Origin of the sequence: Nocardia veterana NBRC 100344, assembly GCF_000308855.1 — a bacterium.
Lineage (GTDB): Bacteria > Actinomycetota > Actinomycetes > Mycobacteriales > Mycobacteriaceae > Nocardia > Nocardia veterana.
Genome location: NZ_BAGM01000112.1, coordinates 30,909 through 48,704 on the forward strand (window position 1 = coordinate 30,909; position 17,796 = coordinate 48,704).

Annotated in this window: 12 protein-coding genes; 8 read left to right on the plus strand and 4 right to left on the minus strand. The window is 66.4% G+C overall.

The genetic code is table 11. The annotated features are described in order from the left end of the window. The first annotated feature begins 62 nt into the window (after positions 1-62). Positions 63-1,367: a glycosyltransferase 87 family protein gene (locus tag ON37_RS21310; protein ID WP_083893174.1), complete on the plus strand. Its 1,305-nt coding sequence runs from the start codon at positions 63-65 to the stop codon at positions 1,365-1,367. 150 nt (positions 1,368-1,517) lie between these two features. Then, positions 1,518-2,381, plus strand: a complete 864-nt coding sequence (locus ON37_RS21315) for an N-acetyltransferase (RefSeq protein WP_040721718.1) — start codon at positions 1,518-1,520, stop codon at positions 2,379-2,381. A gap of 88 nt (positions 2,382-2,469) precedes the next feature. On the opposite strand, the gene ON37_RS21320 is transcribed toward ON37_RS21315, so the two are convergent. Next, positions 2,470-3,294 carry an alpha/beta fold hydrolase gene (locus tag ON37_RS21320; RefSeq protein WP_040721719.1) on the minus strand — a complete coding sequence of 275 codons (825 nt, stop codon included), beginning with the start codon at positions 3,292-3,294 and terminating at the stop codon, positions 2,470-2,472. Positions 3,295-3,436: 142 nt separating this feature from the next. Here ON37_RS21320 and ON37_RS21325 point away from each other — a divergent pair, with 142 nt between their 5' ends. Then, positions 3,437-4,297, plus strand: coding sequence for a DUF1266 domain-containing protein (locus tag ON37_RS21325; protein WP_051031870.1), 861 nt, complete (start codon positions 3,437-3,439; stop codon positions 4,295-4,297). 23 nt (positions 4,298-4,320) lie between these two features. Here ON37_RS21325 and ON37_RS21330 read toward each other — a convergent pair whose 3' ends face one another. Further along, entirely contained in the window at positions 4,321-5,217 is an 897-nt protein-coding gene (locus tag ON37_RS21330) for a hypothetical protein (RefSeq protein ID WP_051031871.1), read from the minus strand. A 390-nt stretch (positions 5,218-5,607) separates the two neighbouring features. On the opposite strand from ON37_RS21330, the gene ON37_RS21335 reads away from it, so the two are divergent. Together ON37_RS21335 and ON37_RS21340 are read left to right on the plus strand one after the other, a co-directional pair. Further along, positions 5,608-6,663 carry a phosphatase PAP2 family protein gene (locus ON37_RS21335; protein ID WP_083893180.1) on the plus strand — a complete coding sequence of 352 codons (1,056 nt, stop codon included), beginning with the start codon at positions 5,608-5,610 and terminating at the stop codon, positions 6,661-6,663. Between the two features lie 431 nt (positions 6,664-7,094). Further along, complete coding sequence (locus tag ON37_RS21340) at positions 7,095-8,573, plus strand: MDR family MFS transporter (RefSeq protein ID WP_040721720.1); 1,479 nt, start codon at positions 7,095-7,097, stop codon at positions 8,571-8,573. Between the two features lie 87 nt (positions 8,574-8,660). On the opposite strand, the gene ON37_RS21345 is transcribed toward ON37_RS21340, so the two are convergent. Then, the gene (locus tag ON37_RS21345; protein WP_051031872.1) at positions 8,661-9,878 is read right to left on the minus strand and encodes a cytochrome P450 family protein; all 1,218 of its coding nucleotides are present in this window, start codon (positions 9,876-9,878) and stop codon (positions 8,661-8,663) included. 228 nt (positions 9,879-10,106) lie between these two features. On the opposite strand from ON37_RS21345, the gene ON37_RS21350 reads away from it, so the two are divergent. After that, positions 10,107-11,324 (plus strand): acyl-CoA dehydrogenase family protein, encoded by a 1,218-nt coding sequence (locus ON37_RS21350; protein WP_040721722.1) that lies wholly within the window; start codon positions 10,107-10,109, stop codon positions 11,322-11,324. 107 nt (positions 11,325-11,431) lie between these two features. Here ON37_RS21350 and ON37_RS21355 read toward each other — a convergent pair whose 3' ends face one another. Next, positions 11,432-11,812: a DoxX family protein gene (locus tag ON37_RS21355; protein ID WP_040721724.1), complete on the minus strand. Its 381-nt coding sequence runs from the start codon at positions 11,810-11,812 to the stop codon at positions 11,432-11,434. Positions 11,813-12,573: 761 nt separating this feature from the next. On the opposite strand from ON37_RS21355, the gene ON37_RS21360 reads away from it, so the two are divergent. Beyond that, positions 12,574-16,128, plus strand: a complete 3,555-nt coding sequence (locus ON37_RS21360; protein ID WP_040721726.1) for a DEAD/DEAH box helicase — start codon at positions 12,574-12,576, stop codon at positions 16,126-16,128. A gap of 692 nt (positions 16,129-16,820) precedes the next feature. Next, on the plus strand, positions 16,821-17,432 hold the full coding sequence (locus tag ON37_RS31910; protein ID WP_083893176.1) for a helix-turn-helix domain-containing protein: 612 nt from the start codon (positions 16,821-16,823) through the stop codon (positions 17,430-17,432). The last annotated feature ends 364 nt before the right edge of the window (positions 17,433-17,796 follow it).

The following is a 17,796-nucleotide window of genomic DNA, read 5'->3' on the forward strand; positions in this document are numbered from 1 at the left end:
GTCCCGGTGGAAATTCGCCCCCAGCTTCGCTCCGGCGCCGGTAGTCGGTAACCTCGTCCCGGATGGTTAGCGTCTCCACATCCGCCCGGCCGCTGTCGGGACCACGCATGCCGGGAGCCCACCGCATCGGTCGGCTCGTCTGGCTGGTTCCGGCGTTTCTGGCCGCTCTCAGCGTGTTCTGGCTGTTGCGACCGAGCTGGCCGCTGCAGCCGATCAAGCGTGAATTCATCGACCTGCAGGTGTACCGCCTGGGCGTGCAGGCGATGTGGGACGGCGCCGATATGTACGGCAGCCTGCCGAAGACCACCCTCGGAATCAGCCTGCCGTTCATCTATCCTCCGTTCGCCGCGGTCGCGCTGGGACCGTTCGCCTTGCTGCCGTGGAATGCCGCGGCCGTCGGCTTCTTCGTGGTTTCCACGCTGGCGCTCGCGATAACGCTGTATCTGGTGGCGAGTCGGGTCTGGGGTAGCGGCGGCACCGAGGTGGTGCTGTGGGCGAGCGCCTGCGCGATCCCGCTCGGGATGCTGCTCGAGCCGGTCCATTCCACCCTCGACTTCGGCCAGGTCAACCTGTTGCTGATGGTGCTGGTCGCGGCGGACTGCCTGCCGAAGCGCACCCGCTGGCCGCGCGGCATGCTGATCGGCATCGCCGCCGCCGTCAAACTCACGCCCGCGGCGTTCGTCCTCTACTTCCTGGTGCGCCGCGACTACCGCGCCGCCGTCACCGCGGCGATCACCGGTGCGATCGCCACCGGGATCGCCTTCGCGCTGATGCCGCACGAATCGGTGAAGTACTGGTTCGGCGGGATGGGCAACGTCTCCGGGCTCAGCGGGTCGGCCTTCCGGACCAATCAATCGATCCAGGGCGTGCTGGCCCGGTTCCAGGTTCCCGAACCCGCCTTCACCGCCCTGTGGGCGTTGCTGAGCCTCGTGCTGCTGGTGCTGGTGGTCGCCGCTATGCGGCGGGCGATCGCCGATCCCCCACTGGCACTGGCCTTCAATGCCGTGTTCACGCTGCTGGTTTCGCCCATCTCCTGGTCGCACCACTGGGTGTGGATCGCACCGGGTCTGCTCGCGGCCATCGGCGTCGCGACCCGGCTGCCGCGCCGCCGGGCGATGATCTGGTACGCGCTCATCGTGGCGACGGCGGTCGTGTTCACCATCGGCCCGCAGAACTGGGAACCGGGTGACAACAACCGCGAACTGCACTGGACGCCGTGGCAGCATCTGATCGGTGACACGTATGTCTGGTTGAGCGTGCTACTGGTGGCGATCTACGTCTGCACGGGACCGCGGCCCGCGACCCAGGAACCGCTGCTGCCGGTTTCGCTGCGGTCGCTGCGCACTCGGGTGCTCACCCGATCCTGACTCCGGTTCGGCGTCCCGACACGCCAGGCGCTATCGATCGGTAAATCTCCGGCGCACCGGGTGTCAGCTGCGCCCGCAGGACCGCGACACACCAGCGTCGATTCCGCTACACCCCGGTCACCCTGCCTTTCCGTCGTACCGTAGGTAGATATGGACGACAACACGCCGACCACGGAAGGGGATGCCACCCGTCCGGATCGGCAGCTGATCCAGCGGCGAGAGCAAGCGTGGAGCAACTACCAGCAGGCCTGCGCCGATCTCGCCGGTACCCGAATCCGCGCCAATCTCGACGGATGGAAGCGCTGGCTGCGCATCCTGCCCGGCGCAGCGGTCGATCAGGCCGAACGCCGCCGCGAGGAGATTCGGGGCGAACTGGCCCGGCACGGTGTCGGCGCCGACGACCGGCACTGGGGCGTGCTGTCGGGCGGTGACACCGGAACCTTCGGTGGCTGTTTCGGCCTGGAACACACCATCGACCAACTGGCCGAGCGTTGCGCCGAGGTGGATCCGCACTGGGCGCGCACGCTGCGGCGGATCGCCCGCGACACCACCGATATCCGCCCGCTGGCGGCCGACGGCGATCGCAGCGCCGTCAGCGATCTCACCGAGCGGGTGCTGCAGGCCGTTCGGATGGCGCCCGACGACGACGCGCGACGCCGGTTGACGATCCATCTGCCGGGCGAGGTCCGCCCGGTGCCCGCGGACCCGACAACCCTGCTGGAACGGCAGGGACCGGTCACCGTGCAGTTCGAAATCTACGCCAGCACCATCAAACTCGATCACATCGATGTGATCCCGCCGCTGCGCCGCATGGGGCTGGGCACCGCGACCCTGCGCCATCTGTGCCGCACCGCCGACGCGCACGGCATGCACATCGTCGCCCAATTGGTTCCGACGTTCCGCGACGACGATTCCGCCGTCCCGATTCTGGCGCGCTGGTTCCGCGAACAGGGTTTCGAGGTCACCGAGCGACTGGGTGGGCGGGTCGTGCGGGCGCCGTCGAGCATCCGCTAGCCGACGGTCATCACCACCGGTGGTCGGTGCCGCGTGTTCTGGACGCGGATGCCACGGCCGGGCAGTCTTCCGCTCACCGTCAGGCCGATCACCGTGGGCGAGTGAGGAATTCACCGATCGCCGGGGCCAGTTCCGCGGCCACCGGATCGTTGCTCACCGGCGGAAGTTCCCGCAACTGCGCATCGGGCAGCACCTCGGCCATCCGCTTCGCGCCCTTGGTGAGTGCGGGGGCGGAGCGGCCGCCGATCAGCAGCAGGGTCGGCGCGGTGAGCGCCGCCCAGTCCTCGGGCCGGATCGTCTCGGCGCGGGTGAACGGCTTCAACACCGCGAAATCGTGGGCCGTCGAATTCGCCGTGGCGACCAGGTCCTTCCACACCGGCGACAGCCGCATCACGGCCACGACCAGCGCCGGCACCCCCATCACCTTGGTGAGGTAGTACCGCACCGCGGCGCTGCGCTTGCCCTCGGCGATCCGGGCCTGCAACTTCTCCTCGGCGTCCTTGGGCGGGATGTGATCCTTCGGGTCGACGACGAGCGGCGGTTCGAAGGCGACCACATCGGTGATCCCCGGGATCGCGCCGGACCGCGCGGCAGCCAGCGCCAGTACCGCCCCGGAACCCCAGCCGAACAGTGCCGCCGAACCGCCCACCGCGTCGACGAGCGCGCGCAGATCGGCGATTTCGTCGGCGCTGTCGTACACCCCGGGCGAATCGGCGCTGTCGCCGCGGCCACGCCGGTCGTAGTTGATCACCTGCAGGCCGTACTTCTCGGCGAGCGTCTCGGCCAGTTCGACGGTGTTGGGTACCTGTCGATATCCGAAGGCGCCGCTGATCAGCACGACGGTCCCCGCGGTTCCGGAACCGATCCGGTCGAAGGCGATGGTGGTGCCGTCCGGCGACGTCACGGTCTGCATGTCCTACTCCTTCACGGCGACCGACGATGAGGCGATTGCGGCGAATGCTCGCCAGTCGAAGGTACGCGATGGGTCCGCCGACGGCGGCCGCGCGCCTCGGTAGGCTCGCACGGACGAATATCCACGGGTGAGGGGGTGCAGGATGACGACGGTCGCCGGACCGCACGGACTGCCGCGCATCAGCGGATTTCCGGGTTCGGACTTCGATCCCACTGCCGACAAATGGTCGGGGGTGGCGATCGGTGAGGATCGGATCCGGGCGTTGGCGATCGGCGCCTACTACGGTCGCAGCTGGAGCGCATACAACGACACCGTCGCGTTCCTCCCCGAACATCCCGGGAGTTCGGAGACTCGGCGCGAATCCACGATCGAGGGCTTGCACGAGTCGTGGGGTGTCGACAATGCCGAGGACGCCCGCGACACCATCGGTCGCCTGCTCAGCGGCATGCACGCACCGTTGTTCGCCATGGTGCATCCGCTGGCCGTCGCCGCCGCACAGGACACCACGCGCGTCGACCGCACCGGACTCGCCGACAGCCATCGCGAATTCCTGCACACGGTCTCGGAGGTGCGCGGCTATCGCGGGGTGAACGGAATCGATCGCGATTACGACGCGTGGTTGCAGGCAATCAAATTCGGCATCGTCGACCGGCTCCCGCAGCCGCTGAACACCGATGCCACGGCCTGGGACCTGTCCCGCATCGTCTTCATCGCCCGGGCCGCGCACACCGCCGGCTACCTGGACGAGGCGGAGTCGTGGGCGCTGCTGGACCGGGCCCTCGCCAAAGCGCAACGGCACTACCGCAATTGGCGGCAGTTCGCGTCGGGATTCCTCACCGGCGCCATCTTCTGGGCGGCGACGCAGGATCTCGCGGCGGCCAAGGAGCAGGTCGACGAACGTCGCTGGATGATTCGCGGCCTGCTGATGCGGCCCTCCAGTCCGTGGCGGCGGGTCGCGCTGCATCCCGGTGCGCCGGTCTTCGGGCTGTCACCGTTCCACTGAGCTCACCCTGGTTCACCGGGCGGTCATCGCGGCATCGCGCGCAGGATGCCGACACCCTCCCATCGGAACCGCTCCGCGTCGACCATGCCGAGTTTGCGTCGCTCGACCAGCAGTTGCCATTCGCCGAACAGATCCAGCGCGGACGGGCGCGCCATCACGATCGACCCGTCGACGTGTTCGATCTCGCAGGCCAGCCGCGCCGCCTGCGCGACCCGCAGCAGATCCTCGCTCTCGGTCGAGACGAATTCCAGATCGGTCTGCCCATCCGAAACCCGCAGCGTCGCAACGGATCCCGGTGGCGCGGCGACGTCGGTGCGGTCCATCGCGGCCACCGGAAACTCGTAGGTCGCGCCCGCCGACACGAACAGCAGCCGCAGGGTGATGATCGCGACCAGACCCGGGGCCCCTCGGTGTCCGCACGACGCACATTCGAGCACGTATTCGTCCGGCCGGGCATAGGCGTGCAGGGCGGTGATTTCCCGTGCGCCGAGACCGGGAGTGCGCATGCGCTCGGCCGCGCGGGCGACGTCGGGCCGGATCGGCCCGTACGGCCCCGGAACCGGCCGGGGCGGGGTGAGATCGGGCCGCTGCCGGACGATGCGGCGCATCTCGAGCAGATCGTCGGTGATCGCTCGCACCAGGGCGGCCGCCTGCGGCAGCACCTCCGGCTCCAGGAAAACCGTCGCCGGATTGCGCCGCGTGGCGACCCCGTCGATCACATGGTCCGGCGCCCGGAAATACAGCAGGATCAGCAACTCGCCGGCATCGGATTCGGCCAGGCAGGCGTCACGCAGATCGCCGACCCGGATATCCAGCGCGATATCGTCGTCGATGCTCAGCGGCGTGGTGGTGATGCGGCCGCCGGCGTACCTGATCGCGGTCCGACGCCCCCACACCTCCAGCACCACCGTATCCTCCACGTCCGGCCCACCGACCTCATCGGGGCCGAATTCTACCGAGCCGCGGGCCCGGGACCGGGCATCGCGACGCGCCCGGTCAGAGGTTGCCGGCGAACATGCTCGCGAGCCCGGTGACGCCGGCCAGGGCGGCACTACCGGTACTCAGTGCGGCGAGGATGAGGGCAGCGATCATCGACCAGGCCTTCCGATTGCGGGAGTCAACCGAAAACTACTGCGGCCCAATGCCGTTCACAATCGTCGGCGCAATATTCTCGGCGACCTCCGGGCAGGTTGTCAGCACATTCCCAGCGACGCCGGATCGAACCTGTGGTACTCGGCGATCCGGCCGCCGCCGGCCGCGCAACCGGATGGCCGTGTCCGGCAGGTGACCACGAGTGGCACACTGGCCGAATGCTCGGTGTACATCCGGAAACCACCGATATCGCGGAGCTCACCACCCAGCGTCGGGTACTCCGCTACGCCGTCCGGTTCGCCTACCTGGCGGCGCTGGCCGCGGCGATCGCCACCGGCGCACTGCCGGGCGGCCGCATCCAGGAGGCCGCGTGGATGATCGGCGGCGTCCTCGCCTTCACCATCGATCGGCCCTGGCGGCAACACCTGCGTGTACTGGTCGACTGGCTGCCGCTGATCGCCGCCCTGATGATCTACGACTACACGCGCGATCTGGCCGACAAATTGGGCATGCCGCTGCGCATGCACGAACTGGTCGCCATCGATCGGTGGCTGTTCGGCGGCACGGTCCCGACCATCTGGTTGCAGGACCACCTGGCCGGCGACGGTCAGCCCTGGTGGACCCCGATCATCGGGGTGGTCTACACGACCCACTTCATCCTGCCCTGGGCGGTCGCGGCGATCTTCTACGTCTATTCGCGGCCGCTGTGGGTGCGGTACATGCGCCGGATTCTGCTGCTGTCGTATCTGGCGCTGGTCACCTACGTGCTGGTGCCCGCGGCGCCGCCCTGGTATGCCGGGCGGGAGGGCGCCATCCCGGAACATGTCCGCCGCATCTCGGGTTTCGGGCTGGGAGTCGTCAACCCCGAGGTGAGCGCCCAGTGGCTGGAGGACCACGGCAACTACGTCGCCGCCGTGCCCTCCCTGCATACGGCGTTCTCCGTGCTGGTGGCCGCGACCCTGTGGCCGCTGACCAGGCAGTGGTGGCTGCGCGCGATCCTGATCGTCTACCCGTGCGCGATGGGCTTCACCCTGGTGTACGGCGGTGAACATTGGGTGTTCGATGTGCTGCTCGGCTGCGTGTACACCGCTGTCACGATCGTACTCACCCGGATGTGGGAGAACTGGCGGGCCGGGCGAGCGCTGTTCGGTCCGCTTCCGCCGACCCCTCGGGGCGACGGCGACGCGGACGGTTCGGTGGTGTCCCCGGGCGAGCGGTCATCCGAAATGGCCGGCGATGGGACTGCTCGGCCCTTCGAGGCCCGGCACGGTTAGCGCCGGTTTCGAGGGCCTGGGCAGGACGCCGCCCGACCCGTTCCCCCTCGACTCGACGGGCGGGTGAACTGATCGTGCAAACCTCGCCGGGATCGGCGGTTTCCCGCTTTTCGCCGAGGTTTCCACGAAAAGTTGGGGGGTCGCCCCCCGAGGGTGGCCCAGAGCACGCTACCCGAGGGCGCGGGTGTGACGAGCGTCTCTCGACCCGGCCCGCACCCGAGCGCGCGCTGGTGGGCCGGTGTTTTCGTCGGCTATCAGCGGCCTCGACCGCCGAAAATCGGATGATCGCGTGTCCAGTTCACCGGAATACTGGCGCGGCACCGATGAGTTGAGTGGATCACGGTCGTCACTTCTCGTGTACGTCCGAGGCACACAGGGGTGACTCGGCGTCGGTCATACCATCTGCCCTCGCGAACACCCGGAGGTTATCCATGCCCGCCGTCTCTCTCGATCGCCCGACCGGGCGGCGAACACCCGTGGTGGTCCGGCTCCTGGTGCTCGCGACCTTCGTGGTGATCCTGAACGAAACGATCATGATCAACGCGATTCCGCGGCTGATGCTCGATCTGCAGGTCACCGAGCGCTCGGCCCAATGGGTCTCGACCGCGTTCATGCTCACCATGGCGGCCGTCATCCCGGTGACCGGATGGTTCCTGCAGCGCGTGACCACCCGCCGCGCCTATGCCATCGCGATGGGCGTCTTCCTCGCGGGCACCCTGCTGTCGGCGGTCGCGCCGTCGTTCGCGGTGCTGCTCGTCGGCCGTGTCGTGCAGGCCGGTGGCACGGCGGTGATGATGCCGCTGCTGATGACCACCCTGATGACCGTCGTTCCGGAAAACGACCGCGGCCGAGTCATGGGCAATGTCACCCTGGCCATCTCGGTCGCACCGGCCATGGGTCCGGTCATCTCCGGCCTGGTATTGCAGTTGGGTTCGTGGCGTTGGCTTTTCCTGCTGGTGCTGCCCATCGCCGGCGTGGTCACCTTCTTCGGGCTGCGGAAGCTGGAGAACATCGGAGAGCCGGAGAGCGGCGCGATCGATTGGCCCAGTGTGGTTTTCGCGGCGCTGGGCTTCGGCAGCCTGGTGTACGGGCTCAGCCGGTTCGAGGTCGGCAATATCGCGGTTCCGGCGCTGATCGTCGGTGCCGGGGTGCTGTTCATCGCGGTGTTCGCGATCCGGCAGATCCGGTTGCAGCGCACCGGTTCGCCGCTGCTGGACCTGCGCATCCTGTTGTCCGGCACCTACACCAAGGCCCTGGTCCTGATGGCCGTCGCCTTCCTGGCGATGATGGGCTCGATGATTCTGCTGCCGCTCTATCTGCAGAATCTGCGCTCGCTCTCGCCGTTGGAAACCGGTCTGCTGGTGATGCCGGGCGGGCTGGCGATGGGCCTGCTCGGACCGACGATCGGGCGCCTGTTCGACCGCTTCGGCGGCCGCATGCTGGTGATCCCCGGCGCGATCGGCATCACCGCGGCGCTGGCCGGTTTCACCCGGATCTCGCTGACGATGCCGTACTGGCAGCTGCTGGCCCTGCACATTCTGCTGATGGTGTCGCTGGCCGCCGCCTTCACCCCGGTGTTCACGCTGGGACTGGGCGCCCTGCCGCAGCACCTGTACTCGCACGGCAGCTCGATGCTCGGCACCCTGCAGCAGGTGGCGGCCGCATTCGGCACCGCATTGGTGGTCACCGTGATGACCGCGCGCGCCACCTCGCTCGCCGACAGCGGAACCGAGGCGCTGACCGCCCACCTGTCCGGGATGCGGCTGGCCTTCGGGGTGTCGGCGGGCCTGGCACTGATCGTGATTCTCATGGCGGTCTTGTTGCCCAACCGCTCGGCGGCCTCGGAGCCGGTTGTCCTCGATGCCGAAGACACCGAGGCGGCGGAGGACACCGAGCTGGTGCGCGGCTGACCGGCGTGCGACCCGTCGAATCCCGAAAGCACTGCCCGCGAGACCTCCGGCCTCGCGGGCAGTGTCGTGTTCGGCCGCGCTGCGAGCTCAGCCGCGGTCGGGTCCGGGATGCACCGGAACCGACAGCGGTCCCACGGTGAAGAACGAAGGGGTGTAAGGGATTTCGGCCGGGTCGATGGCGAGCGTCAGGTCCGGGAATCGCCGGTACAGACTGGACAGCCCGAGCCGGCCCTCCAGCCGGGCCAGGGGCGCGCCGATGCAGTAGCGCGGCCCGTGCCCGAAGCCGAGGTGCGGCCGCGGCGGGCGGGTGATGTCGAATTCGTCCGCGGTCTCACCGTGCTGATCGGTATCCACGCCGGTGGCCTGGTAGACCACTCCGACCGCGTTCCCCTTCGGAATCGGCACGCCGGCGATGGTGACGTCGTCCAGGGTGAATCGGAAGCTCGTCATCATCACCGAATGCCGGTAGCGCAGCGTCTCCTCGACGACGTCCGCCCACCGGTCCTCCGCCTTGGCCAGCGCCAGCTGATCGGGATGCCGGCCGAGCGCGACCACCGCATTGCCGAGCAGATAGACCGTGGTCTCGTGGCCGGCGATCAACATCAGCCACAGCACGGCGACCAGTTCGTCCGTGGTCAGCCGGTCGCCCTCGTCGCGCGCCCGCACCAGGTCCGAGGTCAGATCGTCACCGGGTTCGCGCTGTTTGCGCTCGACGAGCTCATAGAGGTAACCGCGCAGTGCCACCTGGGTCTGGAACGCCTCCTCGGCCGAAATGTTCTGCGACAGTGAGGTCAGTGTCCACTGCCGCAGCTGCGGCCGCTCCGATTCGGGTACGCCGAACAACTCGCTGATCACCGCCATCGGCAGGGCGTCACAGAAGGCCGGTACCAGATCGACGCGGTCGCCACCGGCGGCGACGCCGTCGAGCAGGCCGTCGATGATCTCCTGAATCCGCGGCTCCAGCGCCCGCACTCGGGCCGGGGTGAAACCCTTGCCGACGAGTCCGCGCAGCCGCCGATGATCCTGGCCGTCCTTGGTGGACAGATGATCGCCCTGCACGATGGCCCGGAACGGCCAGTCCTCGGGGATCGAGCCGTCGTAGAGCGCCGGCCAGTGCTTCGGATCGCGGGCGAAGGTCTTGTTGTCGCCGGCGAGGATCTCCTCGACCGCCTTGTGGCTCAGGGCGAGGTAGGCGGGAACACCGCCCGGAAATTCGACCTCGACCACCGGCGCGGTCTTGCGCAGGCGTAAGCAGGTGTCGAGGGGGCGTTCATTGGCATCGGGAAACGCAGGTCGGCTCGTCATCGCTGAACCCTTCGAAAATCGACGTGACCGATGGTCACGCGAGGTGTGAGACCTGTTGCGCACGAAATAATCTCAGAATCGTCGCGACGCCGGAGCCGATTGCGTTCCAGCGGTGGGGAGAGTGCGTGCGGGGCAGCCGGGCGCCGGTTCGACGATCCACGGCGGTCCACAATTAGAACGTGTTCTATATTCGAGGGACCGTTCCGGCAATCCTCGGGAGTTGACGACATGTACAAGTGGTCCGACGAAGATCTGATGCTTCGCGACGCCGTGCGCGGCTTCATCAAGAAGGAAATCGAACCACACGTCGAGGAACTGGAGAGCGGCACACTGCCGCCGTTCGACATCATCCGCAAGCTGTACGCCACCTTCGGCCTGGACGAGATGGCACGGGAAGGACTGGCGAAATCGCTCGCCCACGAGGAGGCCGGAACGCCCGGAAAATCCGGTGGTTTCAGCGGTTCGGGCAGCATGGGCGTCATCCTCAACAGCGAGCTGGCCGGAGTCAGCCTGGGCCTGGTCGCCTCGATGGGTGTGAGCCTCGGACTGGCGGCCGGGACCATCCGCAGCCGCGGCACGCTCGCGCAGAAGAAGCGCTGGCTGCCGGAGCTGGTCACCTTCGAGAAGGTCGGCGCATGGGCGATCACCGAACCGGACTCGGGCTCGGATGCCTTCGGCGGCATGAAGTCCTACGTCCGCCGCGACGGGGAGGACTACATCCTCAACGGCCGCAAGACCTTCATCACCAACGGCCCCTACGCCGACGTGACCGTCGTCTACGCGAAGCTGGACGAGGAGGACGGCACCGACCGCCGCGACCGCAAGGTGCTGACCTTCGTCCTCGACAAGGGCATGCCGGGTTTCGTGCAGAGCTCGCCGTTCAAGAAGATGGGCATGAATTCCTCCCCCACCGGCGAGTTGGTCTTCGACAACGTCCGCCTGACCCCCGATCGCCTGCTCGGCGAGACCGAGAATCCCGCCAAGGGCGACGGCAAGGACAGCGCCAAGGAATCCTTCGCCGCAGAACGCATCGGCATCGCCTCCCTGGCGCTGGGCATCATCAACGAATGTCACCGGCTCTGTGTCGATTACGCGAAATCGCGCACGCTGTGGGGTAAGGAGATCGGCCACTTCCAGCTGATCCAGCTCAAACTCGCCGAGATGGAGATCGCCCGGATCAATGTGCAGAACATGGTGTTCAACGCCATCGAGCGCACCGCCGCGGGCGAAAAGGTCTCCCTCGCCGAGGCTTCCGCGATGAAGCTGTACTCCTCCCGCGCCGCCACCGAGGTCGCGATGGAAGCCGTGCAGTTGTTCGGCGGCAACGGGTACATGGCCGAGTACAAGGTGGAACAGCTTGCCCGCGACGCGAAGTCGCTGATGATCTACGCGGGCAGCAACGAAATCCAGGTGACCCACATCGCCAAGGGGCTGCTGAACGGGTAGCGGCGGCAGCGACCCAGGCCCTCGCGGACGGAACTGCACACCGGCCGGCGCGCTGCACCGAGGAGACGGCGCGCGAGGGCCGGCGACCGGTGAGCAGGCCGGGGCTCTCAGACCCGCTGGGCCGCGATCTGCAGCACCAGGCACGCGACGGCCAGCGGAAGGAACACTCCGGCCGCCAGGTAGAAGGTCTGCCCGTAATCGCCCACCCGGATGTGCGTATAGGCCGCACAGACGAAGTAGAGCACCAAGCCGATCGCGGCCGCCGTTCCGACGAACGGCACACCGAGCACCCCCAGTAGCAGCCCCGCCGCTCCGGCCAGTTTCAAGGTGCCGATCGGGAACGTGAGCCACGACTGCGGCACTCCCGCCGTCTCCATCGCAGGCGCCAGCGTCGCCATGACCGGCCCGAATCTGGTGACGGCGGCGCCGCCCGAGAAGGTGTTGGCGGCGATGGTGACGAGCATGACGCTCAGATAGGCGGCGAACATCGGATCCTCACTCGGTGGGACGTTTATACGTATCTCAAATTATATCCTTTTCGTATTAAATGTGACAGAGTCGACCTACTCGCGGACGGTCGCTCGCCGCCGGACCGCCCGCTGACCTCATCTTCTGCGGTCGCGGCGCCTACGACGGACACCCGCGCGATCACGAGGACACCTGCGGACAGCGCCGATCGTGTGAAGGATCTCATTCTCAACCTGGGATGACCGGACTGATCAGTGTCGAATTCTCGCCTGCCGCCATCGTGATGACCGGGGTTGGCGCGTGGTGTCGAGTCCGACCGTGGCGCCCGGCTTACTGATCTGCGGGGCGAGCGCGGTGACATCGACCGTGCTCAGCACTGCGCAACCAGCGCGTGGGACCGCCACCGTACAGGCGCCGGCCCGCGCCCCGTAGTGCCCGGGTCGCCGAATGCCACTCCCTTCCCGATTTTCCCTGTGCCTGAAAGAGATTCGTGCAGCCGGGCTTCTCGGTTACCGTAGTCGTGTACCGTTTATGCACTGCTGCAATCGATCTGGTGTTAGTGGTGGGGGTTATGAGTGGGGAAGCCTCGGAGTCCGATCGTCAGGCGCAAATCTTGCGCTATTGGCGGGCCGTGGAGTACTTCAGCCCGCCGAAGGTGGATCGCCTAGATCCTCGGAAGGGCGTCCGGCCCGTCGACATCAAACGAAAACTGCCTTGGGAGCCAGGGGAATCGGAGCCAGCGAGGGATGGATGCGTATGGCGGCACACAGTCTACGCAGGCGTGTTCGAGATCGCGAAGGTCCGCGAGGTGCTGCAGAACGCGTTGCGGGTGCCCGACGCCGAGCATGACTTGGATGGCCGTATCAGCGGCGAGAGTGCGCTGTTGAGTTTCGCGGTGGACGACACAGGTCATCTGATAAAGGACAGTGTCGCTCTATCCACGTGCGGATGGGCGGTAAGTCGGACCATCACGCCCGGGCCCGGCAGTGACCGCTGGCTCGACGGCTTCGATGACGACCAAAAGCGCTTGCTGGAATATATCTTCCAGATCGGCGACGGAAAGGTGACGGTCGAGGCGGGTTCGGCTGCCACTGCTCGGCGCGGCAAGGGACTCGGTCTGGTTGCCGGAACGGCGGCACGGGTGGCATTGGACGTTGCGACCGGGGGGATTTCAGCACTCCCCGCCGTTGCCGGCCTGGCACTGACACCGGTGATCGGCGCGATCGGCAGCAAGGTCGTGGAAAAGGTCGGCGATTCCCTGGCCAAGGACGCCACGGAAACGATCTCAAAGGCTGTGAAGGAGAAGATCAGTAGACAGGAGGATGATGACTCGACGTCCGTTCAGGCGGCGTCCGGTGACTCGGAGGAGAAGCCGCCGTCGGAACTGAGCGCGAAGGTGCTTGGGGTGACCGACTTGGCTGCGATCACACGCTGGGTCGCCGAGACGATGGGGGTAGAAGAAGCGTTGCAGCCGAACTCGATTCGAGTCAAGAGTCGTCAGGTGAAAGTCAAGGACAGCGGTTCGACCGACGAGTTTCTGAACAGCTTCTTCGCCGAGGACCTCCAGCGAGTGGCGGATGCGGTGACTACCGGCGACGTGGGGGAGGTTCTGTCATCGTATCTGCGGGACAACATCGGAATCGACACCAAGCGGCGAATAGACGTGCGCACGAACCCCGGGCGAGTCCTGCAAGCGGTGGCGCCTCGATCGATGCCGATCGGGCGGTGGCCGGAGCAGGCGGATCGTCCACTGGCCCTGAGTCAGCAGTTCGCGATCAACGAGATCTGCAAGAATCTGAAAGATCCAGCAGCACGAGGCCTTTACGCGGTGAACGGGCCTCCTGGTACCGGCAAGACGACGATGTTGCGCGATCTCATCGCTGCGGTGGTCGTGGAGCGCGCACTGCGGCTGGCGACGTTGAAGGATCCGCGTGATGCGTTCAGCAAGGCTGCTCTGGAGTGGCGGACCGAGGATTCGAAACGGACACGTAAGTTCCATCCGCTGATCCCTGAACTCACCGGGTTCGAGATGGTGGTTGCCTCCGCGAACAACGGTGCTGTGGAGAACATCACCCTCGAGGTTCCCGCCACAAAGGCGATTCATCGAGAGTCGTTCCCGGATGCAGATTATTGGTCCGGGCCGGCGACCTTGCTGGCCGATACGGAGTGTTGGGGAGCAATCGCGGCCCGCCTGGGAAACCGCAGCAATCGGTCCGAATTCGTCGATCGGTTCTGGCGCGGCAACCAGCCACGAGGCAAACGGAAGCGAGAGGGCGACAAAGAGATTCCCGGGCTGCACGAGATTCTGCATGCCCTCGAGCAGTCCAAGGCCGATAACGAGAAGTACCGGGTTGTTCCGTGGAGTACTGCCGTCGAACAGTTCGAGAAGGCAGTCGCCGAGGTCGAGCGACTGGCCGCGCAACGGCAGGTCATCGCGGATATTCTGGAGCGAACCAGCGGATTCGACCTACATTTGCAGCGGTTGCGCCAGCAGGCGGACGACCATCGCGACTACATCGTGAAACTGCAGGCTTATCGCGGTGACCTCGAGCGACACGCGACGGCCATGGCAAGGGACCGCACGCGCGCCGAACAAGAGGTCAACGACGCACGGCGTTCGCTCGACAGCGCCGAGGCACGTGTTGTTCAGGCGGGGATAGCCGTCCGTTCCGCCGAGCGCGCCCTCCGCGACTATGCGCAGACAAGGCCGGGCATGCTCCGGCGAATTTGGTCACGAAATGCCCTCAGCGACTGGGAAGGCGGTGCGCAACTCCTTGCTGCCCAGGTGACGGCGGCCGATGAGTTGGCTGCTCGAGCCGAGGCGTGGCGTAGTGAGCAGAGTGCCGAACTGACCGTGAGGCAGCGGGCACTGAATGAGGCCGCCGAGAAGGAAAGACATGCCCAGGAACAGCTTTCTCGGTGCGATAGAGATCTCGAGTCGGCGGTACGGGCAGTAGGTGACGCTGACCGAGCTGTTGCGCAGCGAGAGGCGATGGTACAGCAGGACTCCCAACGGCTGCAGGATGCACGCCGCCGCTGGCCGCGCACGGTTCCTGGCGCCGAATGGGATGCGGCGCCGGATGATCGTGAGCCGATGGAACAGCGCGAAAAGTCCTCACCGTGGATGGACGAAGAGTTCGCCGAGGCTCGGTCCCGGGCCTTCCTCGCCGCGCTCGAGCTCCACCGTGCGGTGCTCACCAACGCGCCGAAGCAGCTTCGATGGAGCCTCTGGGCGGTGACCGACGTCGTGAAAGGAGAAGCGCCGGCGGATCTTCCGGCCGCCACGGTCTTGACAGCGTGGCAACTGCTGTTTCTGGTAGTGCCAGTAGTGTCGACGACCTTCGCCTCGTTGTCCCGGATGTTCGCCGCGCTCGGGCGTGAGGCGTTGGGCTGGGTGTTCATCGACGAAGCCGGGCAGGCGGCCCCACAGTCAGCGGTAGGCGCGCTGTGGCGTGCACAACGCGCAGTGGTTGTCGGCGACCCGCTGCAGCTCGAACCGGTGGTCACCCTGCCGTGGTCGGGACAGAAACGGCTGTGCCGACAGTTCGGTGTCGACGGCCAGTGGGCACCGCAGAACGCGTCCGTGCAGACGATGGCGGACCGCCTCAACATATTCGGAACGTGGCTGCCCGAACCGGACGGGCTCGGCGAGACATGGGTGGGATCCCCCCTGCGCGTACACCGTCGGTGCGAACGGCTCATGTTCGATATCAGCAATGAGATCGCTTACGACAACATGATGGTTTACGGCGTCTCGTTCAAGACGGAATTCACCCTTCTGACCCGGAGCACCTGGCTCGATGTCCCAGCGCAGCCGAGCGGCAGCAAGTGGAATCGAGTCGAAGGCGATTACGCACGCAAGACCTTGGAGACAATCCGGGACCGCATCGAGGACCAGATGAATGCCGAACTGGCCAAGGCGCAATTGCCGGACTGGTCGCTGACGGATGCGGACCGAGAGGCCGAGCTCGAGCGGCGGCTGCGGGAGGCTGTGTTCGTAGTCAGCCCGTTCCGCGATGTCGTCCGAGAACTGCAAAGGGCGCTCGGCACGGTGCTGCCCTCGAACTGGAACCGGGTCGGCACGGTGCACACCACCCAGGGCAAGGAAGCAGACATTGTGCTGTTGGTCCTGGGCACCGCCAGCGACCAGCGGCAGTCGCGTGATTGGGCTGCCCATCCACCGAATCTGCTCAATGTGGCCGTGACTCGGGCACGGCGGCGGTTGGTGGTGATCGGTGACTACGAGAACTGGGAAAAGCACCAGAACTTCCAGGTCTTGGCCGAGCGGAGCACACGAGTGGATGCGGTCAAGGTGTGGGGGGTGTCCACAAGGTGAACACGGAGAGCATGAATGCCGTGCCATCATTGCGCCGGCGGGTTCGAAGTCTGCGGCGCGAAACCATAGAACGATCGCGTCGCCCGCCAGCGCGTAATTGGTCGGGGACGCGATGCCCAGAACTCGTAGTACGAGCTCAGCCGGGCGCCCTGGTGTTCGTTGACGAACGCCACGAACACCGCCGGGCCTGCCCGAGCTCCGAGGCGAAATGGACACTCGCATCACGCAATACGTCGTTCACCTGTTCCAACTCCGCGACCCGCTTCTTCTAGGCCCGGTTCTCGGCCGGCATGTCGGTCGTCGGACGATCGCCTCGCTCACCGGCATCGGCCTCGGCTTGGCGGATCCACAGCCGCAACGCTTTGTGACACAGAGTTGCGCTGCCAGCTTCCGGAGAGTTGTACACCCAGCCAGGAGGCGAATCCGGTCAGGCTGTTGGTCTGCCTGCGTTGTGCCGCACCAAATTCCGTAAACCGTCTCCCGGACGGACGGGTGCAGGTGGGTTTGCTGCGGGGCCACCCGCCGCGCCCGATTCAGCGCGCCCTGCGCCTGATCCGGCTTGCCGACCATGAGCCCTGCGCAGCTCACGTCTTGCCAGTGGTGGCCGGGACGCGGCGGTGCTGCCCGAGGGTTATGCGCTCCGATACCGCCGCCGAGCACCAGTACATTCTTGAGAGATAGGTGGAGGTGGGATGAAGGCCAGCGCTGCAGAGGTGGCGAATCCGCGGATGTTGGTGCTTGCGCGCGAGTCGCGGTCGCTGACACAGGGGCAGTTGGCCGAGCTGATGCAGAAGTTGGCGGACTCGGCCGGCCGCGTTAGTCAGGGGTACGTGAGTCGGGCAGAAGCTGGGCGGTTGGGCGTTACCGGCGATCGGCTCGAGCTTTACGCGCACGCGCTGGGCTATCCGGTATCACTGCTCTGCCTTACCGCGCAAGAAGTTGGGGCTGGCGCTGGTTTGGTGCACCATCGTAAGAAGCAGGCCGCGGCCGCCGGTGACTTGAAGCGGATTCACGCGATGCTCAACCTCACCAGGATCCAGCTGAAGGGGCTGACGGCTGGTGTGCCCGGTCGCCATCGCTCTGGGATTCCTCGCATCGAAGTCGATAACGTGACTACCCCGGCTGACGCGGCGCGCGCGGTGCGGAAAGCTCTTGGCGTTCAAAATATTCCGAAAGTCATGCGCCATACTTCCCCAAGCAGCCAGTCGGGCAGGTCAGCTACGAAACTGACGCTGCCACAAGGCAACCCACCACTACCCGGGGGCCGACCATGGACGCCGATCAGCCCCATCGCCCGGCCGTGACGAAAGCGAGTAGGAGCATCGATGCCGAAGTGAGGCAATAACGTCATCGCACGGCGCGAGTTGTATGAAGCCGGAGGGCGGGTCGCAGCCTCGATCGGCCGGGCGCACCAGCAAGACTCGAACGGCCGACACGCGCCGTTCCGTATAGAAGACGTGGAAGTCGAACCGTCCGACCACGCGCGACAGGCTCCGACTCAACCCAAGCGTCGCCCCCCCGATGACGATAACCGCTGCCGCCCTGGGGCGCGGAAATGCCAACCGGTCGATCACCTCAGACAGCGGACCTACCCGAGATCTCCACTTGAAAACAAATACTCCAATGTGTTTTTATGGTTTCAGGGAGGTGCGAGAGCCTCCAGCGACC